At 63.8% G+C, this 21,965-nt stretch carries 21 protein-coding genes and 1 pseudogene; 4 read left to right on the forward strand and 18 right to left on the reverse strand.

Features of this window, described 5'->3' with window-relative positions:
• Window positions 1-90: 90 nt before the first annotated feature.
• Together ACP159_RS19765 and ACP159_RS19770 are read right to left on the reverse strand one after the other, a co-directional pair.
• Complete coding sequence (locus tag ACP159_RS19765) at window positions 91-1,122, reverse strand: DUF7146 domain-containing protein (protein ID WP_425101440.1); 1,032 nt, start codon at window positions 1,120-1,122, stop codon at window positions 91-93.
• A gap of 3 nt (window positions 1,123-1,125) precedes the next feature.
• Window positions 1,126-5,482, reverse strand: a pseudogene (locus ACP159_RS19770) (strawberry notch-like NTP hydrolase domain-containing protein).
• Window positions 5,483-5,659: 177 nt separating this feature from the next.
• Here ACP159_RS19770 and ACP159_RS19775 point away from each other — a divergent pair.
• A complete protein-coding gene (locus ACP159_RS19775) occupies window positions 5,660-5,956 on the forward strand; it encodes a hypothetical protein (RefSeq protein ID WP_425101441.1) in 297 nt (98 codons plus the stop codon).
• Between the two features lie 414 nt (window positions 5,957-6,370).
• Here ACP159_RS19775 and ACP159_RS19780 read toward each other — a convergent pair whose 3' ends face one another.
• From ACP159_RS19780 to ACP159_RS19820, 9 genes are all read right to left on the reverse strand, one after another.
• Window positions 6,371-7,072, reverse strand: coding sequence for an RES family NAD+ phosphorylase (locus ACP159_RS19780; protein ID WP_425101442.1), 702 nt, complete (start codon window positions 7,070-7,072; stop codon window positions 6,371-6,373).
• Window positions 7,069-7,470 (reverse strand): antitoxin Xre-like helix-turn-helix domain-containing protein, encoded by a 402-nt coding sequence (locus ACP159_RS19785; RefSeq protein WP_425101443.1) that lies wholly within the window; start codon window positions 7,468-7,470, stop codon window positions 7,069-7,071. Before ACP159_RS19785 ends, ACP159_RS19780 begins: the two co-directional genes overlap by 4 nt.
• A gap of 186 nt (window positions 7,471-7,656) precedes the next feature.
• Entirely contained in the window at window positions 7,657-8,250 is a 594-nt protein-coding gene (locus ACP159_RS19790; protein WP_164615275.1) for a DUF6088 family protein, read from the reverse strand.
• Between the two features lie 57 nt (window positions 8,251-8,307).
• Complete coding sequence (locus ACP159_RS19795; protein ID WP_425101444.1) at window positions 8,308-8,952, reverse strand: antitoxin of toxin-antitoxin stability system; 645 nt, start codon at window positions 8,950-8,952, stop codon at window positions 8,308-8,310.
• Window positions 8,945-9,364 (reverse strand): hypothetical protein, encoded by a 420-nt coding sequence (locus ACP159_RS19800; protein WP_425101445.1) that lies wholly within the window; start codon window positions 9,362-9,364, stop codon window positions 8,945-8,947. The genes ACP159_RS19795 and ACP159_RS19800 overlap by 8 nt, the downstream gene beginning before the upstream one ends.
• Window positions 9,365-9,439: 75 nt before the next feature.
• Window positions 9,440-9,637 carry a hypothetical protein gene (locus ACP159_RS19805; protein ID WP_425101446.1) on the reverse strand — a complete coding sequence of 66 codons (198 nt, stop codon included), beginning with the start codon at window positions 9,635-9,637 and terminating at the stop codon, window positions 9,440-9,442.
• A gap of 1 nt (window position 9,638) precedes the next feature.
• Complete coding sequence (locus ACP159_RS19810; protein ID WP_425101447.1) at window positions 9,639-10,016, reverse strand: DUF6915 family protein; 378 nt, start codon at window positions 10,014-10,016, stop codon at window positions 9,639-9,641.
• A 10-nt stretch (window positions 10,017-10,026) separates the two neighbouring features.
• Window positions 10,027-10,518 carry a DUF6878 family protein gene (locus tag ACP159_RS19815; protein ID WP_425101448.1) on the reverse strand — a complete coding sequence of 164 codons (492 nt, stop codon included), beginning with the start codon at window positions 10,516-10,518 and terminating at the stop codon, window positions 10,027-10,029.
• Window positions 10,519-10,619: 101 nt separating this feature from the next.
• Window positions 10,620-11,138 (reverse strand): DNA repair protein RadC, encoded by a 519-nt coding sequence (locus tag ACP159_RS19820; protein ID WP_425101449.1) that lies wholly within the window; start codon window positions 11,136-11,138, stop codon window positions 10,620-10,622.
• 155 nt (window positions 11,139-11,293) lie between these two features.
• Between ACP159_RS19820 and ACP159_RS19825 the strand changes: the two genes are divergently transcribed.
• Window positions 11,294-11,764, forward strand: coding sequence for a GNAT family N-acetyltransferase (locus ACP159_RS19825; RefSeq protein ID WP_425101450.1), 471 nt, complete (start codon window positions 11,294-11,296; stop codon window positions 11,762-11,764).
• A gap of 59 nt (window positions 11,765-11,823) precedes the next feature.
• On the opposite strand, the gene ACP159_RS19830 is transcribed toward ACP159_RS19825, so the two are convergent.
• The 3 genes from ACP159_RS19830 to ACP159_RS19840 all read right to left on the reverse strand — a co-directional run bounded on the left by ACP159_RS19830 (window position 11,824) and on the right by ACP159_RS19840 (window position 14,724).
• Complete coding sequence (locus ACP159_RS19830; protein WP_425101451.1) at window positions 11,824-13,023, reverse strand: DUF932 domain-containing protein; 1,200 nt, start codon at window positions 13,021-13,023, stop codon at window positions 11,824-11,826.
• A 194-nt stretch (window positions 13,024-13,217) separates the two neighbouring features.
• The gene (locus ACP159_RS19835; protein WP_425101452.1) at window positions 13,218-14,054 is read right to left on the reverse strand and encodes a hypothetical protein; all 837 of its coding nucleotides are present in this window, start codon (window positions 14,052-14,054) and stop codon (window positions 13,218-13,220) included.
• A 265-nt stretch (window positions 14,055-14,319) separates the two neighbouring features.
• The gene (locus ACP159_RS19840) at window positions 14,320-14,724 is read right to left on the reverse strand and encodes a single-stranded DNA-binding protein (RefSeq protein ID WP_090271194.1); all 405 of its coding nucleotides are present in this window, start codon (window positions 14,722-14,724) and stop codon (window positions 14,320-14,322) included.
• A 425-nt stretch (window positions 14,725-15,149) separates the two neighbouring features.
• Here ACP159_RS19840 and ACP159_RS19845 point away from each other — a divergent pair, with 425 nt between their 5' ends.
• Window positions 15,150-15,470 (forward strand): H-NS family nucleoid-associated regulatory protein, encoded by a 321-nt coding sequence (locus ACP159_RS19845; protein ID WP_425101453.1) that lies wholly within the window; start codon window positions 15,150-15,152, stop codon window positions 15,468-15,470.
• Window positions 15,471-15,914: 444 nt separating this feature from the next.
• Window positions 15,915-16,889 (forward strand): DUF1963 domain-containing protein, encoded by a 975-nt coding sequence (locus ACP159_RS19850; RefSeq protein WP_425101454.1) that lies wholly within the window; start codon window positions 15,915-15,917, stop codon window positions 16,887-16,889.
• A gap of 297 nt (window positions 16,890-17,186) precedes the next feature.
• On the opposite strand, the gene ACP159_RS19855 is transcribed toward ACP159_RS19850, so the two are convergent.
• The 4 genes from ACP159_RS19855 to repC all read right to left on the reverse strand — a co-directional run bounded on the left by ACP159_RS19855 (window position 17,187) and on the right by repC (window position 21,876).
• Window positions 17,187-17,351 carry a hypothetical protein gene (locus ACP159_RS19855; RefSeq protein WP_170952728.1) on the reverse strand — a complete coding sequence of 55 codons (165 nt, stop codon included), beginning with the start codon at window positions 17,349-17,351 and terminating at the stop codon, window positions 17,187-17,189.
• 390 nt (window positions 17,352-17,741) lie between these two features.
• Window positions 17,742-18,215, reverse strand: coding sequence for a hypothetical protein (locus ACP159_RS19860; RefSeq protein ID WP_425101455.1), 474 nt, complete (start codon window positions 18,213-18,215; stop codon window positions 17,742-17,744).
• A gap of 99 nt (window positions 18,216-18,314) precedes the next feature.
• A complete protein-coding gene (locus ACP159_RS19865; RefSeq protein ID WP_425101456.1) occupies window positions 18,315-20,486 on the reverse strand; it encodes a ParB/RepB/Spo0J family partition protein in 2,172 nt (723 codons plus the stop codon).
• 178 nt (window positions 20,487-20,664) lie between these two features.
• Window positions 20,665-21,876 carry a plasmid replication protein RepC gene (gene repC, locus ACP159_RS19870; RefSeq protein WP_425101488.1) on the reverse strand — a complete coding sequence of 404 codons (1,212 nt, stop codon included), beginning with the start codon at window positions 21,874-21,876 and terminating at the stop codon, window positions 20,665-20,667.
• Between the last annotated feature and the right edge of the window lie 89 nt (window positions 21,877-21,965).

Below are 21,965 nucleotides of genomic sequence, written 5' to 3' on the forward strand. Positions count from 1 at the left end.
GCCCGGGATGGGGTGAGGACGACGATCCAGAGCCACGACTGGGATGCAGCCCCCTGCCCCGCACTCCCAGACCCCCCTGCGCGATGCAGCTCAACTGGGCAGGCGATGCCGATCCTCTGGCCCGATCTGACGTGCCAGATGCTGGCGCAGCGCATCCTTGCCGTTCGCCCGAAGATCATCGTTGAAATCCCCGAGCCTCGGTTCCAGCAGCCGCACAGGGACCCCGACCTCGGTGGCTCTGTTGCTCAACCTGTCCGCCGCGCGTTGCCCGGCCGGATCGCGGTCGATGGCGATGTAGAGGCGCTGCAGCCCCTCCGGCAGCAGGACCGCCCCGAGGTGACCGGACGAGAGCGCCGCCCAGACGGGCAGGCTGGGGATCGCCTCGGACAGGGACAACATGGTTTCGATGCCTTCGCCGACGACGAGGATGTCATCACACGAGGTCAGCCTGACGGCATTGCCGAGGAGGTGACCCATAGCCCGACGCTCTGGATTCACAGCCGCCTTCCCCTGCCCGTCAGCTGCCAGCCAGGTGCGATGCACGCCCCGCACGGCCCCTGCCCCATCGGTAACCGCCGCGATCATCGCCGGTCTGGGGATACTCCGGGTCTGCCCCTCTTCCCGATGCCAGCACTTCGGGTGGAAGCGTAAGGCGCCGTTCGCCCCGAATTGGGTGATGCCTCGGGAACGGAGGTAGGTCTCAGCAAGCGTGCCTGTGATCGGGTTCGAGGCAGCAAACAAGCGCGCTGCTGCCGCAGGAGTGCCACCGGGCGCCTTGGCCTTCCTCGGCTCTTGCCTATCCGGGACGACCGGCTGCGGACGGCCAAGATGCGCTCGGGCCTCGGCGAGAAGGTCGGGGAAGCGCGTGATCCCCGTCCGGGCGCGGATGATGTCCAGGAGATCGCCATGCTCGCCTGTGGCCCCATCCGTAAACTTGCCCGCTGCCCCTGGTCCCGACGCAGGGCCCGCCAACCGCACGAAGAGCGACCGGCCGGGGTTGTTCTGCAGATCGCCGACGATCCAGTAGGATCCTTCCCGCCGTCCGGCGGGAAGGTAGGCACGACAGACGCCTTCGGCATTTTCTGCCAGATCGCGCACGAGGTCTTCGGTCTCGGAATACATAGGTCAACAGCCTCGGCGATCATGTAGACTTGCGACAGGACAACGTGCAAGCAGACGATCCAGTATCGCGATGCCATCGGCGTCGGTCGGGCAGAACAGCCGCAGCTTCCAGCTGATGATCTCCGAGAAGAAGCCATCGGACTTGAGCCGGTCCTTGGCGGCCTCCGAGAAGCCCGAGAGTTCAATCCGGTTCACGCCCATGACGCGGGACCGGTGCAATTCCATTCCCTCGGCCAGCCGCACCACGGTCTTGCCTTCCAGAACGAGGGCATGGACCTGCGCGGCCGAGAGCTCGGGCGCATCGGCGGCCAGCGTGGTTGCGACCCAGGCGGGCGAGACGCGGCGGCCGATGATGCGCTGCCCGTCATCGGTCTGCAGGCGGTAGACGCGGGTTTCATCCTGGGGGAGCTGCTTCCAGATAGGAAGAAGCAGACCCGCCACGATGTGCAGCGTGGAGTCCGAAAACTTCGGCACCTCGGCCAGTTCCGCCGTCCAGGCGGCGGCGAAGGCCGCGCGGTCGGCCTCCAACCAGTGGGTGTCCTCCATGACCTTGGCCGGGACCGTGCTGGCATCAAGCGGGCGGATCAGGCGCAGGCGCGGCTCGATGGTCCCATCGTCCAGCATGTAACTGGTGGCGGGAACCTGCACGGCAGCCCGGCCCGAGCGGCTGTTGACCAGAAGCCGCGCCTGCGGGTCATCCAGCCATTCGAGCGCATCCGCGAGCGCAGTTGGCGTGTTGCGGCGCTTTTCCGCGATGGTCAGGAGTTGGGTTTCCGCGCCGGAGCCGGGATGGGTGTAGATGACCTGTACGTCGGTGACGCGGAAGCTCTCGGCGCGGAGCGTCTCGAGTCCGAGGTCATAGACCCCGGCGGCGATGGCCGCCTCGATCCGTTGATCGAGCAATTCCTCGAAGGCCGAGAAGAGCACGGCCTGCATGTCGATCGTCAGCGCCAGCAGGCGATTGAGGAAGGTCGTGATCGGCGGCAGGTCATCCTTGAGCCCGTTATCATCGGTCAGACTGAGCCCGGTCGCATTCTCGAAAGCCCCGAGCGAACATCCGGCCAGATCGCCGCGATAGATGCGGCGGTAAAGCTGGCGCAGGGCGTCGCGGGCGTAGGGCGACTCGAGGTTATCCTCCGGGCGGAACAGCCCTTGCCCGCCGGTCTGGCGCTGGCCGCGAGTAATCGCGCCAAGCGTGTCGAGGCGGCGGGCAATAGTCGAGAGGAACCGCTTCTCTGCCTTCACATCGGTGGCCACCGGCCGGAAGAGCGGCGGCTGCGCCTGGTTGGTGCGGTTGGTACGGCCCAGACCTTGGATGGCCGCGTCGGCCTTCCAGCCGGGCTCCAAGAGGTAATGGACCCGCAGGCGCTGGTTCTTCGCCCCGAGATCGGCGTGATAGCTGCGCCCCGTGCCACCGGCATCCGAAAAGATCAGAATGCGCTTCTGGTCATCCATGAATGCTGCGGTTTCCGCGAGGTTGGCCGAGCCCGCCCGGCTTTCGACGACAAGGCGCGCGGAAACGCCCTCGCCCTTCCGCACGATGCGGCGCGAGCGGCCGGTGACCTCGGCCACCAGATCGGTGCCGAAGCGCTGGACAATCTGGTCGAGCGCGCCCGGCACGGGCGGCAACGACGCCAGCTTCTCGATCAGCGCGTCGCGCCTGCGAGCGGCCTCGCGGCATTCGACCGGCTGGCCATCGCGCACCACGGGCCGGGAGGAGAGATTGCCTTCGCTGTCGGTGAAGGGCTCGTAGAGCTGCACCGGGAAGGAATGGGCGAGGTAGTCCAGGACATATTCCCGCGGGGTGATGTCGACGCGGATGTCGTTCCACTCCTCGGTCGGGACCTCCGACAAGCGGCGTTCCATCAGCGCCTCTCCCGTCGAGACGATCTGGATGACAGCCGCATGGCCTGCGACCAGATCGGCCTCGATGGCAGCGATCAGGGTGGGGGTTTTCATGGAGGTGAGCAGATGGCCGAAGAAGCGCTGCTTGGCGGACTCAAACGCTGACCGCGCAGCGGACTTCGCCTGGCGATTCAGCGTGCCATTCTCACCCGTGATGTTGGCCGCCTCCATCGCGGCGGCGAGGTTGTTGTGGATGATGGCGAAGGCCCCGGCATAGGCATCATAGATGCCGCGCTGCTCGGGTGTCAGCGCGTGTTCCAGCATCTCATATTCGACGCCGTCATAGGAAAGCGACCGGGCAGTGTAGAGGCCGAGCGACCGCAGGTCGCGGGCAAGGACCTCCATCGCGGCGACGCCGCCGGCTTCGATGGCTTCGACAAACTCTCCGCGCGTCGCGAATGGAAAGTCTTCCCCGCCCCATAGGCCAAGCCGCTGCGCATAGGCGAGATTGTGGACCGTCGTGGCCCCAGTGGCCGAGACATAGACCACGCGGGCATTGGGCAGCTTGTGCTGCAGGCGCAGGCCTGCCCTGCTGCGAGGCTTCGGTGTCACCGCGCTCGCCCTTCGACCCAGCGGCATTGGCCATGGCATGGCTTTCATCGAAGAGGATCACCCCGTCGAAATCTGCCCCGAGCCAGTCCACGATCTGGTCGACGCGGGACTTTTTTGCGCCTCGCTCCTCGGAGCGCAGCGTCGCATAGGTGGTGAAGAGGATACCCTCGGCGAGCGGAATGTCGCGGCCTTGGGCGAAGCGCGACAGGGGCGTTACGAGCAGGCGCTCCTGACCCAGGGCAGACCAATCGCGCTGCGCGTCCTCGAGGAGCTTGTCACTCTTCGATATCCAGAGCGCCTTGCGGCGGCCCTGGCACCAGTTGTCGAGCAGGATCCCGGCCGACTGGCGGCCCTTGCCCGCCCCGGTGCCATCGCCGAGAAAGAAGCCACGACGGAAGTGGACGGCGTCAGCGGCAGCGTCGGGCGCGGCCGAGACCATATCGCCAGTTTCATCGACAGTCCAAGACCCCGCGAGATAGGCGCCATGGGCTTCGCCCGCGTAGATCACAGTCTCGAGTTGCGCGTCGGAGAGCAGACCGTCGCGCAGAACGGCGGTGGTGAGTTTCGGGCGATAGGAGGGTTTCGGGGGCGCGACCGAGGCCATCGCCGCCGACTGCACCAGCTTGGTCGGGTGCGGGGCCGCGCCGGGGATGTCGATCGCCTGCAGTCGGAAGGTCTCGTAGATGGCGTCGGACAGGCGCGCGGCGCCGAGATCCTCCGCCGTCTCGCGCAGGGTGTAGGCGAGGTCGTCGGCATCCAGTGTGGTGACATGAGCATCAGTCTTGGCGGCAGACGACGCACGCGGTTTGCTAGTCGGGGTGGCGGATGCACGGGCAGGACCTCCCGGGAAGGGGGACGTGGAGCGGGATCGAGCGGGATCGCCTGCATCCAACGCAAGGCGCGGAGGGACCTCGGCCAGGATTCGGGTGAGGAGCTGTGCCGCATCGACGGACATCGGCCGGGCGAGATCAGCGGTGATGCCACCCTTTTCGCCGCCGCGGCATTTGTCGAAGACCGAAATCCGCGTCTCGAAGCTGGTGCCATGCTTGGCGAAGGCGGCGCCGGACACGGCGCCGGTAAAGACCAGATGCGCGGCCGCGGTGAGACGGACGAAGGTCTCGGACCAGGCGGGCGCATCCGGTGCGAAACCGGAACCGGTGATGGCCACGAGCCGACCGCCGGGCACGAGACGCGCCAGCGCCGAGCGCAAATGCCGGGCCGTCGCCTCGGTGCTGCGGCCATCGACTTTGGCCACAGCCGAGAACGGCGGGTTCATCAGGATGACGCTGGGGCGCAAGCCCGCGTCGAGGTGATCGTCGATCTGTGCGGCGTCGAAACTGGTGACAGGGCACCCCGGAAAGAGGAGGCGCAGAAGATCGGCGCGGCTGTCGGCCAACTCGTTCAGCGCGAGGCTGCCACCCGCGATCTCAGCGAGGATCGCCAGAAGCCCGGTCCCGGCCGAAGGCTCGAGGACCAGATCGCGCGGCGTGATCTGTGCGGCGGCCAGTGCTGCAAGCCCCATGGGCAGCGGCGTCGAGAATTGCTGGAACCGCTCCATCTCTTCCGAGCGCCGGGTATGCGTGGGCAAAAGGTCCGCCACCTTGGTGAGGATCGGCAGAAACGCGGCAGGTGAGCCCGCCCGGGCCAGAAGCGCGCGGCCATACTTCCGCAGGAAGAGGACCAGCGCCACCTCGCCCGCCTCATAGGCAAGCTTCCAGTCCCAGGCGCCATCGGCATCGGAGCCGCCGAAGGCGCGCTCCATCTCAAGGCGAAGACGCAGCGCGTCGATCTGGAAGCCTTGGGCGAGATCGGGCTGCAGCACTTCGGCGACAGTGAGGATCGCGGGCGCGCAATCACGAGATGGAACGGCAACGGGAGGCGCAACGGGTGCGAGATAGGTCATCGGGAAACTCCGGAATGAGGGGCAGGAACAGGCCCGGACACCCTCTCTCGGGCACCCTCAGGCCTGATCTTTCCCTGCCCATCTCTCCCTCTCGAACCGATGTGCTCCGTTCGCTTGGCTTGATTTTGTTCCTGTTATGTTCTATATTGAAGACCAAGCCAGAAAGGGAGTTTCCCCATGGAAAGCACAACATACGCCCTGCCCGCGACGCCGAAGCAGATCGCCTATGCGCGGTCACTCGCCCTGCGCAATCAGACCCTTCTGCCCTGGGAGGTTCAGCAGGACCGCCGGTCCTTGAGCGTCTGGATTGAGGCTCAGGCCCAGCTGAAGCCGGTCTCCGACATGGACCGGCTGCCGACCTCAAAGCAGGTGGCCTTCGCGGAGAGACTCGCCCGGATCAAACGGCGCGCCGTCCCGGACGAATGCTTCCGCGACAAGGGGTTGATGTCGAAGTGGATCGACGGGAACAAGTGAGCACGGCACCGGCTGGCTCCGGCCTTCCGTAGCTTTTGCCATACCGTGGCTTGGCAAACCGAGCGTGGTTGCCAACCTATAGATTGGCAGATTAGCCCTTTGGGACATCAGCCTCGGTCAAACTCCTGTCCGAAGGACCAAGGTCTGGTCCCAACGGCACGCCAGGAGGTACACCGCTGCGACCTTCGGCAACCACTGCAAGTCGTTGCCGTCTCTCGACCCAGCGTCTTCAGAACTCCCACCACGTGGGGCTACCCCCTCAGATCTTTGGAAATCTTGATATTGGAGCGTCCATAACGCTGGAAAAGCAACCTCATCGAAGAAAAATACAGTGGTCTCTTGGGGCCGAGACGTCGCCGTGTGCCGGTTTCATGTCTTCGGACCCCGCCAAACAAGCGCTTGCGCCGCAAGGCGTCAGCCGACGACCGTAAGCGAGTAGTGCGGTGTCCCATCCCAAACAAGATCCCAAGACGCGCCAGGCCGGACGTTCTGGATGGCGTGGGGCTCGAAGCAGACGAGGCAATTCCCGCCCGGCGCGGGAGCCCGAACTGAGGGGTAGATCAGGCCACGCGATCCAGCCCGGCGCAGATGCTGGGCGAGGCTTTGGCCCTCGGGATATCCGACAGCCGGATCGGGATGCAACGCCGGATGGCCCGGCTCGTCGGTCAGATCATCGAAAATCCCGATGAAATCCGCCAGCAGTTCCACATAGCGGGCGCTGTCATGATAGCTGCCCACAAAGCCGAGTTCGCGCGTGCGGTGCCACGCCACTTCGCTGACGGAAACCATCACGTCCCACGCGCAGTACCAGCCGCCGCGCTCTTCGGTGTTGAAGCGGTTTCCGCCGGCGCGGGTGTAGGTAAAGGCGGCGTTGACGTGACTGTCGCCATAGAGGCGCAGATCACGGCTGCGGCGCTGCCAGGCCAGCTCGCGCGGGTCCAGATGCGGGTTGCGGCCACGTTCCGCCAGAAGACGGCCGCTGGTCAGGCCCTCGATTTCTGCCAGGATCTCCATCTCGTCTTCGGTATCGACGAGGCCGCGCAGGGATGGCGGCTTGTGGTAGGTGGCGGGCAGGAGACGAACGAGACCGCGATCAGAAATCTCGGTCTGCTTCATGCCCCACCGCGCAATGCATCAAGATAGGTCCGAACCGCGAGAATTTGCGGCAAGCCCCCGTCGATGGCGGTATCAACCGGACGGCTACCCCCGAACAGCGGCCCTGTGTTCGGTCGGGTGAACCAGCTTCGCGCGAGCGGCTCGGAGAAGTAGAGTTCGAGCGATTTGTAGATGCCGATCACCGCACTGAGCCGCAGCAGTTGATCCTTGGTCAGTTCTCCCGCAAAGTCAGGCTTCTTGGCGCGCTTCCAGGTGCTCTCTGACATATCGGCAAGGCCCGCCGCTTCCTTGAGGCTGAGACCCCAGGCATCGACCACGCGCGCATAGGCCTTCAACGCGACGGCGTTGATCTGTGCAGGTTCCCGGATTTTCTCTGCGACTTGCATGTCGTCCTCCATTACCCCGAATATAGACCATATGGACCAACTGTAAAGACCAAATGAACTGCGCGTCCTTGCTGAGGATCACTCGAACCGCCGCCCAGCTTCGGTGGAATTTCGAGGAGATGAGCTGGCCTTCCGAGCCGATCGGCTGCGACACCAAGAGCAACCAGTTAGTCTATGTCGCTGAAGCGCAGGAATGCCTCAGCCATGGACCATCTCTCCGACCAATCGTGCCAGCCAAGTCGGAAACTGCGGCGCGGCGGACATCAGCTCAGTCTTTGCCGTCTCCGTAAGCTTGGATCGCAGGATTTGCAGCGCCTTGGGAGCCTCATCCGGCCCGAGCCATGCCAGCGCACGTACGGCCTGGCCCGAGGTCTTGCTCCCAAGGGCCAACTGCCAGCGCGGCGCATGACGCAGTTCGACCGCTTGCCGGCCAAGGTTCAGCACACGGCTTCGACCGGAAGTGAGGTAAACCGACTTGACCGGCACCTGTGTCGTGAGGCCCAGAGCGTTTGCCGCGGCAGCACCGCTCGGCACAATCGTCTCGCCCCGCTGCACTGCGAGCGCTTCAATCGCCTGTTCAGCCGACGGACTGCGCGGACCAAAGCGTGTCTGGACGGGGCGCATGTAGATGCCGCGTCCCGCACGGATCAACTCGCCGCGCGCGGCCAGACGCGACAGCGTCTGATCGACTGCCGCGCGCGAGCCGAGGTGCAGGAGCCCCTTCGCTGCCAAGGGCACCCCCTCCGGCAACGTCGTCGCGACATTCATAATGCTCTCGGCCATGCGCTCCATGATCGCTCCTTTGTCAGAAATATACGCAGTTTTCTGACAGATTTCAACCGTGCGCTCTCACCCGAACCGCCGCCCGGCTTCCGTGAACGTATACTCGTTGACGATGATCCCCTCCTCGATGGCCTCGTCCGAGGTGAGATGGTCGTATTCGGCTTCAAGTTGGCGGTAGAGCCAGCGGGCCAGATCACGCAGCGCCTCGGTCACGATCTCCTCGGCGTCCTCGGTCGGCGGCTGCCAGGTCGGGCTGTCGCGCGTGACGTCCACCGACATGGTGTATTCGTGGTAGTAGCGGCTGCGGTGGCTGACCACGGCCGCGAGCTGGTAGAAGTTCCGCCGCTGGATGGCCTGCAGCCGGTCGGCGATGCCGTGCAGCGTCGCGTCGCTCGGGGCGTAGTCCCGGATGCGCGCGGCCGCGCAATTGGCGTGGGACCAGTAACCTTCGAAGCAGGCCCCGTCGCCCTGGCTCCAAAAGCCGGAGAACCAGATGCAGGGCTTGGCCCGCGTGCCGCCGCCCATCAGGCGGACGGGTGTGGTCTTCAGGCGAATGCCGAGGATTTCGCAGACCCGCTCGAAATCCTCGTAGACCCCATCCCACCAATCGTCATGGGGGCCAAGCTCGCGATACCAGCTGCGGGCCTTTTCCTTGGCGGCCTCCGAGAGTTCGGGGAACTGGTAGACCGTGGTGCAGATGAGTTCAGGCATCGACGTCCTCCCCGTTGAGAGCGCCGGCCAGCCATTCTTGCGTGCTGGTCCAGCCAATGGATTTGCGGGTACCGAGATCGATGACATGCGCGCCGCCACCGAAGGCGTCGAGGCGCGGCCGGGAGCAAGTCAGCGCATATTGGAACCCCCAGAGGCCGGTGAGATTAAGCTCTTCCGCGAGGCGCAGCACGAAGCGGATGACGGCCTCGACATCGCCGTACTCGTCGTCATGGATCCAGAGCGTGCTGCCCTCGGGCGCGTCCTGGCGCGCGATGTCGAAGCCCGCGACCTCCGGATCGTCAGCGTCCTGATCCGCAGCGCGGAGTTCCTGGAACAGCGCGAGCGCGCGGGCAGCCTTGTCGGGGGTGCCGACGTCGAGCAGGCACGAGAAATGGGTGAAGTAATCCGCCATGGGGACCTCCTGAATGGGGAAGACCCGGCCGAGAGACCGGGCATTGTGTTGGAATGAAGGGGTGGTTGGGTGCGATCAGCCGGTTGGCTCGTCGCCCGCCACCTGTCGCGCGGCATGCGCGCAGAGTATCTGCCGGTAGAAGCGCTTGCGCGCAGCCCGGAAGCCGCGCACGGCGCGCGTGTCGGGGTGCAGCGCCCGGACCGCCGCGCGCAGGACGGCGAATGGCGAAGCCGTCGCCGGCAGGCCGAGGCGCTGATAGGCCGGATCGCTCATGTCAGGTGACCTCGACCACGGACGAGGCGAGATGCGGATCCACCAGCGCCTCGATCCGCGCCGACCGGCCCATCCAGGGCTCGGGCCGGATGGCCTTCACCCAATCTGCGAAGCTCGGGATGAAGCCAAGGTCTTCCTTCACTTGTTGTTCGCCAACCCAGCGGGTCGGGATGATGCGCCCGGTCGAGAGCGTGAGGGTCGCCCCAAAAATCGTCTCGGCCATGAAGATGCCCTCGGCATGGTGGCGGAGCGCCCGGTGCCGAAAGTCGGCCGTAATCTCCTTGCTCTGGTCGAACCAGGCATGCACTGCCATGAAATCATCGACCCTGCCGCCCCATTTCTTCACGGAGGAGAGGGCGTGGTGATAGGGATGTGCCATCGCCGCCCCCTCAGAAATCGTGGGTATGGAGTTCGGACGAGGTGAAGCGCTCGTTGAACTCGAGGTGGATACAGCGGGCCGCCGCGTCGAAGCAGAACTCGCCCCAGGCGCCGTCGTTGTTCTCCCAGCCGCCATGGGTGTCGGAGAGGAAGTCGTAGGCCAGCTGCTCGACGACATCCTCAAGCGACAGGCTGCGCATTTCGACCTCGGGGTCGTCCCAGGTCAGCGCCGCGTAGGCGATCTCGGTCGCGGGGAACTCGACCGCGGTCTCGCCGGACCATGCGCCGATGCTTTCGATCTGGCCACTGTCACCGGCACCATCGAAGGTCACGATGACATGGGTGATGCCGGCGGCCATGAGGCCATCGAAAAGGCGGTCCTTGTTGCCGGGGCGCAGCGCTTCAATGCGGGCCGCGCGCGCGGCATGCGCGGCGAAGATCTGGGACATGTCGACAGTCGGGGGTGCCATCGGCGGCGCGAGGGTGGGTTCAGTCAGGGTCATTGGGTGTCTCCAGTAAGGGGAAGGGATCGGAGCCGGTCCGGGCGATCTCTCTCTCCCGGACAAGCTCCAAATCCCCCCTGCCCTCCTCTGTCTCTCGGACCTCACGCAGCGACCTGCAGCGCCCGGGCGGCAAAGGCGCGCCAGAGCGGATCGACGAGCCGGGCATCGAGAAGATCGGCGCGGTGGCGCAGCCGCTGCGCTAGATCTGGCTCACCCCAGCTGGCCGCTCGGCCCGCCTGCGCACGCAGCTGGCTTGCCTCGGTCACGACGCCGCGCGCCTCTGCCGCGCTCGACACCGGGTGGCACCAGGCGACGGCGTGGTCACTGGCGGCACCAGCCAGAACAAGCCGCTTGTCGCGATCGAGGATCGCCAGGAGCTGGGGCGCTGCATCCGGGGCGGTTCCCTCGGCATGGTCGATCGCGCCCTGCATAGCGTCCGCCAGAGTCGCGAAGCGGGCGAAGACGAGCGGAGCGGCCCGGCCCGACATGAGGTCGGCCGGCGCACGGCGCGACAGGGTCAGGGCGAAGGGGTGACTGTGGTCAGCGTCGTCCGAGGGAACATGCGGCGGGACGCCCCGCGCGTGGGCGGTCGAGTGGATTGGCGAGGACAAGTCGAACATGGGAAGATCTCCGACGGCGCGGGAAGCCTCTCTCCCCGCCTCATCCGTCAAAGACCAAACCGCCGCCCTCTTCCTCGAAGGGGCGGCGGTTCTTGACGTCTGCGTCGACAATGCGGGACATTGTCGACACTGCCATGATCTGAAAAGGTTCATTGATGGAAATCCCTAACCTCCCTCCTGACTTCCAGTTCGCCCGGCTTGGCAAAAACCCCGATGACGTTGCATTTGCTTTCGAAGCCAAAGGAGCAGCCATGGGGCCGCACATCATAAAGCGATGGACTTGGGACGAAGCATTCCAACGAGATCTGCATGAGCGCCACTACTGCGAGAAGCCGTTTTTCGAGATACGGCGCGCGGAGCAGAGACTTGGAACGTTATCGTTTCACAGGCAGCCGGATCACTTGCGCTTCGGTGAGTTTTACTTGTTCCCAGAGCATCAAGGCAAGGGACTGGGTTCTGCCATTCTTGCGCACTGTCTCGCATTGGCCGATGGTATGAGGTTGCCTGTCAGACTGGAGTATTTGCACTGGAACCCGGTTGGCTCGCTCTATCGACGGCATGGCTTCAAGGAAATCGATCGCTCTGAGACCCACTGCTTTCTGCAACGAGAAGCCGTCGGCTTTTAGGTCCGCCTTCGGCTCATGACTGCGTTTTCGGTGGGACGCCAGCAAGGCGCCCCCCTGCGTCAGCCAACTCGGTCGAGGAGCTTCTTGGCCCGCCCTTCCATGTCTAGACGCGCATCCTGCTGGGTCTTGTCCCGTGCAAGCCGCGTGATGCCCTGCACGAAGTCGAAGATGCTCTCGGGCGGGCGGCCCTCTTCCATCAGCACCTTCTCGATGATCTTGCCGGATTCAGCTTTCGAGAAGCCCCGCTTGCGCAGGAAGTCGTCCCGGTCCTCATCCGTCCGCGCCACGATCTGCTGCCGCGCCGCCTTGATACCATTCACGAAGCCCTGCGGCGAGGAATTGGCAAAGCGCGTCAGCGCCGGGGCGGCCTCATGGGCGAAGCGGGAGGCCGCGTATTTCGAATGCCGGATCCGGATTTCCTGAAAATCCTCGACGCCCCATAGATTCCTGTTTTGACACACGGCCCGCAGGTAGAAGCTCGCCATGCCGAGGGTTTTCGCGCCCACCTCGGAGTTCCAGCAATAAAAGCCCCGGAAGTAGAGATCGGGGGAGCCGTCGGGCAGGCGGCCCGCCTCGATCGGGTTGCGATCATCGACCAGGAACAGGAAGACGTCGCGATCCGAGGCATAGAGCGTGGTCGTATCGCGGCTGATCTCGACATCGGGGTTGTAGACCCCGGTCGACCAGTCAAGCACGCCCGGCACCTTCCAGCGCGTGTCGCCGGTCCCATTGCCCGCGATGCGCTGCACTGCTTCGACCAGTTCATGGTCATGGATGCGGCCGTAGTCGGGGCCGGTCACCGCGCGCAGTTCGGTGCGGCCATCCTCAGTCTCGAAGGTCTTCACTTGCTCGGCGCGGTGATTGGTCAGCCCGTATTGCAGGTTGATGCCCGCCAGCGGCGCCGGCAGCTGCCGCAGGTAGGACGCCGGAGCACCGACGATGCTCGCCAGCTGGCCAAAGGCCCAATGCGTGGGTGCCACCGGTTCATGTGCTTTCGGCAGCATCAGGTGCAACCGTTCGGGGTTGTCGCGCGCCGCCTCGACGCGGATGTCCGCCGTCTGCACGACACGGCTGCGGCTGCGCTCGGACCGACCTTTCACATTGGCCCAGAGATCATCGAGCGAAAGATACCGCTCGTCATCCGGCCGGTTGAACCATTCGGACGACACCCGCCCGTTCCGCTCCCCCCGGCTCACTTCCACTTTCCAGCCACCTGCCCGCGTCGGTGCGACCGGATCCAGAACTTCCACAACGCCCATCGGCTATCTCCCGCGACGGGCGCCGGAAGCCACTCTCCCAGCCCTCAACCCGTCACCGGGAAACCGGCACTCCTCTCACTCTTCAGCCGGAACGCGAATGGCAGCAACGCGGGACAAAGCGGAAGATTGCGGTTTTCGTCTGGATGGCCGCTTGATTGCCCGTTCAAGACACTCAAGGGATGTCGAGCATCTGATCAGGTCGCGTCATGATCGAAGTCACGCCAAGGCATAGGGCCGGCGGCAGCGTCGAGTTCGGCGACAATTCGCGTCGCGGCCTCGTGTAGCTTTGAGCTGTCTGATCGACCAAAATATCCTCGATCAACGATCCTTAGGGGGCGCGCAATTTCATTTGAGAGGTATCTCTCCCATTCCTCGTGTCGCCCCTCGTAGGTTTCAGCGTGGATTGCCGAAGCGATCCTTTTCAGCAATGGCGCTTCCGCGAGATTATCGTATTTAGCTTCAAATAGGTCGGCCGCGCCTTCAAGCTCGTCAAAGCCGCCCTGACCCTGCGCATCCACGCATCGGGTGTAGAGCAAATCCTCAGTCTCCGGGCAAAGACCGTGCTTCTCGACGATCATCGAGATCGTCCCGCTTTGGTTTACCTCGTGATCCATATCCCAGATTGGCAGGAACCGAGTGTAAACGGGTACGAAAGCGAGGTCTTGGAGCGCGCACACAGCCGCGCCCAATTCACCAAATTGCGAAGAGTCACACTCCCAAAGGCTCTCGCTCCAAGATTGCAGCTTCTCCGACCGTTTGATGAGTTCCGAAACCGCGTCAAACCAGGCCATGGCATCTTTGCGCAAGCCCGGGTCGGCGACGATTGCTGCCCAGAAGGCAATTCCATCTTCTCGCCACGGATCGAACATTCCTTCGTCCGGGCGCCATTTGCCTGTCGGGTCCAAACCGAAATAGTAGATGTCTTCATCCCTCAGGAGTTCTTCGATTTGACCCAGCACGGCAATCATTTCAGCCAACGTCGCACGCAATCCCTGCTGGGTGGTGATATCGTGGCCGTGTAGGGAGTACACAACTTGGCCGTACCCTTGGTTTGGGAAAAATTGAGATGGCATATGTCGTCCTGGTGGTTGAAACCGTTGGCATACTACGATGAAATTTGTCCCAAATTTGACTAGCGAAAAACTCTATTTGTTAACAGCAGCGCATTGATGCGATCGCGCCAGTACTGCCATTGGTGCAAGGCGCAGCATCAGTCACTCAGGGCTCGAAGCTGCCTTGCGGCAGTGCAACGGGCCCGGCGGTTTTCCCGCCGGGCCCGAGGGGGGACCCCGTTCCTCAGAACGGGATCTCGTCGTCGCGGTCGACCAGCTCGGGGTTTTCGTTCTCGGCCGACTTCGGGCGGCTCAGGAAGTCGACCTTCTCGGCGATGATCTCGCAGCCGTAGCGGTCGTTCCCCATGCTGTCGATCCACTTGGTGTAGTGGATGCGGCCGTGGACGAGGACCTTCATGCCCTTTTCGCAATGCTCTGCGACCGTCTTGCCGAGACCGTTGAAGCAGGTGATGCGGTGCCATTCCGTGTCCATGACCCGGTAGCCGTTCTCGTCGCGCAGGACGCGGCCTTCCGAGAGGCGGGGGCGGGAGGTGGCGAGGCTGAAGTTGGTGATCTTGGTGCCGCCCTGGGTGGTGCGGACTTCAGGGGTCTGGCCGATGTTGCCGGCGAGGATGACGATGTTCTGCATGGTAAGCTCCTGTGTGTCCTGTCTTCGGGACCGTCCCTTCGACAAGACCCGGAAAAAGCCCGTCGGGTGACGCGTGCACGGTGGACAGAATGGACGCCGGAAACCCCCAGAGGACCGGGGTGGAGCGGGCAGCCCCAAAGGGGCAACACGGCCCGGGCTGACGCGGGGTTGCGCGCAAGAGCCCGAACGGGATTAGGGGATTGTCAGTCGAAGGGATGGCCCAGGAGACAGCGATGCGCGGGGAGCCCATGCCAGACCCTGTCACCCTGTCCTTCGGAACAGCCTGACCCCCAATCCAGCACCCCTCCGGCGGCGAAGACGGCGATCACCAGCCTCCGCCACCCCTGCCCTTGCCTTCCGGGAGTTGCGGCAGCCTGCCGCGACAGGCTATCGATACCGGGACATTCAGGACACGGGCCGCATCAATGGCTGATTACGATCTCGAGGCACTGACGCTCAGCGAGCTGAAGAAAATGCAGAAGGACGTCGCCAAGGCGATTGCCACATTCGAAGATCGGCAGAAGGCGGAAGCCCGCGCCAAGGTGGAAGCTCTCGCCCGGGAACTGGGCTACTCCCTGGGTGAACTTGTCGGCACCGAGACGAAATCCTCCCGTGCACCGGCAGCGGCGAAATACCGGCACCCTGAGGACCCCGCACTTACGTGGTCCGGTCGTGGGCGCAAACCGCAGTGGTTCGTGGAGGCGTTGGAGGCGGGAAAGACCGCGAGCGACCTCACCATCAGTTGAAGGCTTGACCTACGCGATCGGCCCGAAGCGGACATCTACAGACCACTCTGGGTGCTGTGATGCAATCCTCCGAAGGAGACATTCGGGCGCGTGCCAGATGAGGCGGGAAGCGAAAGTCAGGTGTTCGGATTTACTGGATACCGCAGCATTCAAGACTTGGCGGAGATTTTGAACAATGTTGACTCATTGCAAGCCACCGGAATCTGCGGATGAGAATTATTTTTTGGCTTCACAACACTTGGCCGACATGTGATCCAAAAGTCCAAAGCCCACATACCCCATGGCAGGGGTATAGCCGGAAACACGCCGGTGACGAATGATGACTGCTCGCCGCCAAAGTTTTCCCACATTTGGTTGTTCTAGATCAATCTGATGATAGGTACTCGCTTTTCGCAAAAAGCGATCAGTTCCAGAGCTGAAGTCTGGGCGTTGGGGAGTAGACCAATGAATGATTCGTCCGAGCAGGAGTTTATTCAGCAACAGTTAGAGCAGATTGAAAGTTGGTTCAGAGAAGGCCGGATCACGAAGGAACGCTACGAGCTAACTCGCACGAATTTCCTTGCGCAATTCGATACGGTAAGTGACGAAGAATACTTCGCCTTGCGCGACGCGGCGCGCCGTCCGGCGCTGTTGCTTGACAAGATGCCGCGACCGGACATGCCGGGCGCGCCGGGATGTTGGCTTGGTGGCCTGCCGACGCTGCCTTCGGACATTGCCTGGCCGTGGTTCACCTACCATGGCAGGCCGCTTGCCCCCATGCATTTTGTCGCGCAAATCGATCTGGCGCAGCTGCCCAATCTTGAAGGCTTGCCCGCGCGCTCGACCACGGGGACGCTGTTTTTCTTCGTCAGCCCAATCCTGAACCAGCTACTGGACGGAAATGGCTGCGGACCGAAGGGCCACGTTTTCTATGTGGCGGGGGATGTGTCGAGGCTGGCTCCACGCCCGATGCCGGCTTTTCCCGACTTTGCCGACTTTCCGAACTTAGTTGAGGGTTGGGAGGTCCATTACGAAGAAACGCGGACCACGTCGCTGGATCGTTGGAACATCGGTTTTCGTCCTTTCGAAAACCTTGAACGAGTCGATGATCGGCGTACAGCCGTCACACGTCGTATCGGCGAAGAACAGTCTGAAATCATGGATGCGCTCTCGGCGGAAGCCGTCAGCCGACTGGCTGGCGCGACGCGAATGACCGATTACGCCGCTCTGCACCGAATGTTCGGGCTGTGTATGGGGTCCCCGCGCACCCCCGACCCAACCGACGCGAAGTCGGGGAAATGCCGGTTACTGCTCCTCGATTGGGATGCCGATATTGGCTATTATGACTACCTTACCAGATGGACATCGTTCTGGATTGGCCGCGACGATCTTGAACATGGCCGTTTCGAGCGCGCATTCTTGGAGTTTGAGGGCGCGTAATGGCGAAGATTTCCGGAGCAGACGCGACGGAACTTTGAGACCGCCCTGTGTCGATTTCCACCCTTTGGGTCAAATGGCCTGCCTCCTGATCGCAAGATTGCTCGAATGTCTGCTTCCATGCCCCGGATCGGGTGCCTTCGCACGCGCAGAGAAGGTCCGGAATCCGCCCTTACGTACCGCGATCTGCGCGGGCGGCACACTGGGCTAACAAGATCGGCACCGCCGATCACTCTGTCGAAGATAGGCCCGGAGGCGCACCTGCGCCGTGCCGGGCCATCGGAAAGTGAGGCCGAAGCCTCACCCGAAGGGATCGTATTCCGAGACGATCAGGACCTCGTCGCCGTCGATTTCGTCGGCGGGGACGGCGCCGAAGGTTCCATCCCCTGCCTGGAAGACGACGATCGAGACCATGAGCGTGGCGGCGAGGGAGGCGGCGAAGGCGTGTGCATCTTTGCGGGACATCTGTTTGGCTCCTGTCTTGGAGGCGGGGGACCATCCCCCGCGCGACAGGACCCCGCAGGCCCGAAGACTGGCTGACATCACCGGGTGCGTTCGGCTCGCCCGAATCCACCCGGCGGCACGGGCTCGCCCGTAGTCCGACCCCTCGCGGGTTGATCTCGAAGACGGGATTCGGGGCAAGGAAGGGAATGGCGAGCGGGGGATGGTGCCCTGACGACTGGAGCCGGTTGTCCCTCTGATGCTTGTAACGCGCCGCCGGTCTCCCGGGCAGGCTTGTGGTTGAAGACCTCCGTCTTTGGGGATGGATCCTATGGTGCCCCGGGGCATCGCGGGACGATGGTATGATCGGTGAGAGGCCTGCCCTTCAGAAGGCCCCCCACGCATTTTCAGGGCTCAGGCGGCGAGTTCCGCGCCCCCTGCCCTATCGCTGTCCTCGGCACCGACGATCTCAAGCCGCGCGTTGCGATAGCCCTCTCGCGCGATCCAGAGCTCGGCCGCGGTGACGGACTCCGCCAGATGCAGCAACTCGGTGTTGCCCCCGAAGTCCAGAAGCACGCGCACCTGCCCAGCCTTCGGTTCCTCGGCCACCTCGAAGACCAGTCGGCTGTCCGCCGAATGGCTGCGCATGATGGTGACGAGGATGACCCCGGCCGAGGAGAAGTTCCCTTCATGCAGCGTGAAGGAGGCCGGAGCAGTCCAGTTCGGATATACCCGAGGCGGTTCCTTCTTCACGAGACGGCCGACGCCGTTCGAACGCTCCCAGGCGGCAAGCTTCTTGGTGAACCGTGCCGGCGGCTTGGGACTGCCGTCGGTATAGCGGATCAGCGCCCCCAGAGGGGCTGTGTCGATGATGGTTGTTGCAGACATGATTCCTCATCCAGAATGCGAGTGTTCGCATTCATCATATTGATATTGCTGCGTTTTGTGGGGGTGAGGGCGGGTTTCCCCGCCCCCGGATGGCTCAGATCACTCTGCCGCCATCATCGCCGCGACGCTGTCCGGCAAATCGGCGGTCAGGAAGGCCGGAAGATCGACATCCTCGGGCTGGCCCGCGCCCTCCCCCTGCCCTTCTGCAATCTCCTCGCCGTCGTCCACCACCAGATCGGCGCGGCGCAGGACCTCGGGCAACCAGCCACTGCCCTTGAGGAGCCGCTCGGCTTCGGTCGCCATCTCGCCCTTTTTGAGGTGATCGAGAAGCTGCGCAGTCCCCTCGCCTTTCGCCTCGCGCACAGCCTCGAGGATCCGGACCTTGGGCACGCGGTTGAGGTAACCGTCGACCGTCGGCTCCCAACCTGCCTCGACCATGTCGAGCTCCACCGCGCGGGCCACGAGATCGGCATGGGCCATGCGGCGGGTCAGGCCGGTGGCCGAGATGCCAGCCCCATAGGGGTTCACCTTCTCATGGAGCGCGTTGATCCCGAAGCTGAGGCAATGCGCGAGCAGGGACAGCCGGCTGCCTTGGTCGAGAACGGACAGATAATTCCAGAGCGCAACATCGTCGCCGAGGGGCAGATCAGCCTCCCAGGCCGCGTGCCGTTCGTCGACCAGCTTCGCCACCACGCTGTCCTTGAGATCGGGCGCCTGGGCCGACATGTAGACGTGTCGGACGGAGGCTTCGAGGCAGCTGCCTGAGGCCGAGGAGGTGCGGAAGGTGTCCGTCACCAGCTTCAGGAGCAGGAGCGTCAGCGCGACGTCCGGAGAACGCCCGATGGCCTCGCGCAGGGCCAAGGTCCGGTGAGCGGTCAGTTCCATGACCAGCCGCTCGGGCAGCGGCTTCAGCGCCCCGTCGTCTTCCTCCTCGGACGCATCGACGCCGATCGGCTGTCCACCCGAGGTGATGACGGTACCCCCGGCGGAGGTCACCGACGGGTTCCAGTTGGAAACACCGACATCACCCCCCTGCCCCATGGCATCCGCGCAATCACCATCCTGGACCGCGGTCTCCTCGCGCGGCTCGTCCTCGGGCCGGACATAGCCGCGACAGACAGCCAAGCTGCCGTCCCGATCCAGCGACACGAAGACCCCCGCCCGCGCAATCTCGGCCGGGTCGTAGATCAAGGGCCGCTGTTCGAGTGCTTCCATTGCCATCTCGAGCTGCCCGAGCCGGGCATCGATCTCCTCAGGGTACTCGTCCTCGCCGGAGTATTCCTCCTCCAGCGTCCGATACTCTGCGAGGAGCGTCGCGTGGGCCGCGCTTTCCTCGTCGGTCATCGGTGCGGGATCACCGGCCAGACGCCGCAGCCCGTGGCTGTAGCCATAGGGCAGGTCGGTCGCCACCTCGATCCACTTCCAGCCCTCCGAAGTAAGTGCCTCGGCTTCCGCCTGGAGCTTCTCGGAGACCAACCGGTCGAGCAGGGCAGGGTCCTCGAGCCAGCCACCATCGTCGCCCTGGAAGAGATCACGCAGGACGGCACCGCCCGCCGCCTCATAGGTATCGACACCCACGAAGACCGCACGACGATCGGAAGCTCGGACCGAGGTCTCAGTGAGCATGCGCCGGATGGCGTAGGGCTCCTTGTTCCAGGAGTTCTTCACTGCATCCCAGACCTGCACCTGACGCGCGTGATCCGGGTTCACTGTGAAGGCCATCAGCTGCTCCAGCGTCATGCCGTCCTCGGCATAGACCTCGAGCAGGGCAGGGGCCACGGACGCGAGTTTCAGGCGCTGCTTGACGATCTGCCGCGTGACGAAGAACGCCGCCGCGATCGCTTCCTCACCCTGACCCTTCTCGCGCAGGGCCACGAAGGCGCGGAACTGATCGAGCGGGTGCAGAGCGACGCGCTGCATGTTCTCTGCCAGCGAGTCGTCCTCGGCCAGAATGTCGGACGCAGCATCCCGCACGATGCAGGGGATCGGCGCGGCCTTCGCCAGCCTCTTCTGCTTCACTAGGAGCGACAGCGCCTCGAAGCGGCGGCCACCGGCCGGGATCTCGAACGTGCCGGTTTCGACCCCGTCGGCATCAAGCACGGGCCGGACGTTCAAGCCCTGCAGCAGGCCGCGCCGGGCGATGTCCTCGGCCAGTTCCTCGACCGATACGCCGGCCTTGATGCGCCGCACGTTGGACTGGCTCGGCACGAGCTTGTTGAAGGGGATATCCCGCGACGGGGACAGGGTGATGTTCTGGGCAACCTTAGCCATCAGATCTTCTCCACGACGGGCGTCGGAAGCCACTCTCCCGATCTCACTTCCCGTCACCCCTCAAACCCCCAGCCTTTCCCTCTATCTGCTGGTTGCTCATCAGACGGCGCAGAGAGTTCACAGCTGTGAACTTCATCGATTGGGATGCCGACGGGGAGAATGTTCACAGCTGTGAACATCACGCAGCGCTTCGCCGGGACATCAGAGCCATGACCATCGGCCCGCAGGAGAACTCGCCCGCCGCCGCCTTCGATGTCAGCGCACGGAGATAGCCACCGGGCGATCGGATGTCGGAGAAGCGTTCCAGCATGGCGACAACAACGATCGATGCCTGCTCGGGGCCCATGAACCGTTGCGCTTCTTCCCAAGCGGAAGCACTGATCCCCATGGCCGGCCGCACATGGCAAGCCGCGTCGAAAAGCTGATGCCAGTGGCGGATATCGCCCTGGTAGAAAGTTTTGAGCGACGGGCAGCCCGCGATCACCAGATGGAGCGGGATCTTTGGCACGCGTCTTGTGTCCGCTTCTTCCACGTCAGCAGCAGGTGCATCCGTTTCAACATATGGCGCGCTGGCCGCCGCCCCGCCTTTTTCTAAGGCAGGTTCAAGATCTATAGATTCTTTATTTGAATTATGATGGTGGCGTTCAATATTGGCACCATTGGTGTTCATTTCTTCTGTTTCAGGACCATCAATGACGTTGCGTGCGTGGTCGAGAATGGCTTCAAGGTCGGCGCGAAATGCTGAGAGCTCCTCGAGCGTGAGCTTGCGGCGGAGGGCGCGCGCCGTAAGGGCCGCCTTGTCGCGAAGCTGATCCCAAAGGCCAAGGCCAGGGCGGATCTCCTCTCCGAACTCGGCCAGGGCAGCAAGGTCTCGCCGCATGAGGCTCACGACTTCCCTCAGGCGCCGAACACGCTCCTCGGCCTCACGCACGGCCTCTGCGGCCCGTGCAATCTCCTCGGACCGACAGTAGATTGGCGACAGGTCGAAGCCGAAGGCCACGCGCTCTTCGCCGTGCTTTCGGACATAGCGCTTCCCGTTGGGGCTATCGCGCCGCATGAGCAAGCCAGCATCCACCAGACGGGCAATGTGCCTGCGCATCGTGGAGCAGGGCATGCCGTTCAGCCGCTCGCAGATTGCCTTGTTCGACGGGAAGACGACCATCTCGGTATTCCCGCCAAGTGCATCATCCGGAAAGAAGCTGAGAAGCCCCTGCAGAACGGTCAGATCGCGTTCGGAAACCCCAAAGGCCGCCTGCGCCTTAGACAGCTCGCGAAGGAGCTCCCACTTGTTGACGGGCTTGCCCGGAACAGACGCCTCAGGACGCTCGACCACGCGCAGATGGGCGTGCGAGATCGGCCGCATAAACGGCGAAATCGGTGTGTACTCCATGATGTCATTCACGAAGGCATAGAAAAGCTGTTCCGCGAATCACATATGACTTGCGGTTTGCGCGCCGGCCCACTACCTTGAAAGTGCTA

Origin of the sequence: Tropicibacter sp. S64, assembly GCF_049803835.1 — a bacterium.
Classification (GTDB): domain Bacteria; phylum Pseudomonadota; class Alphaproteobacteria; order Rhodobacterales; family Rhodobacteraceae; genus Pacificoceanicola.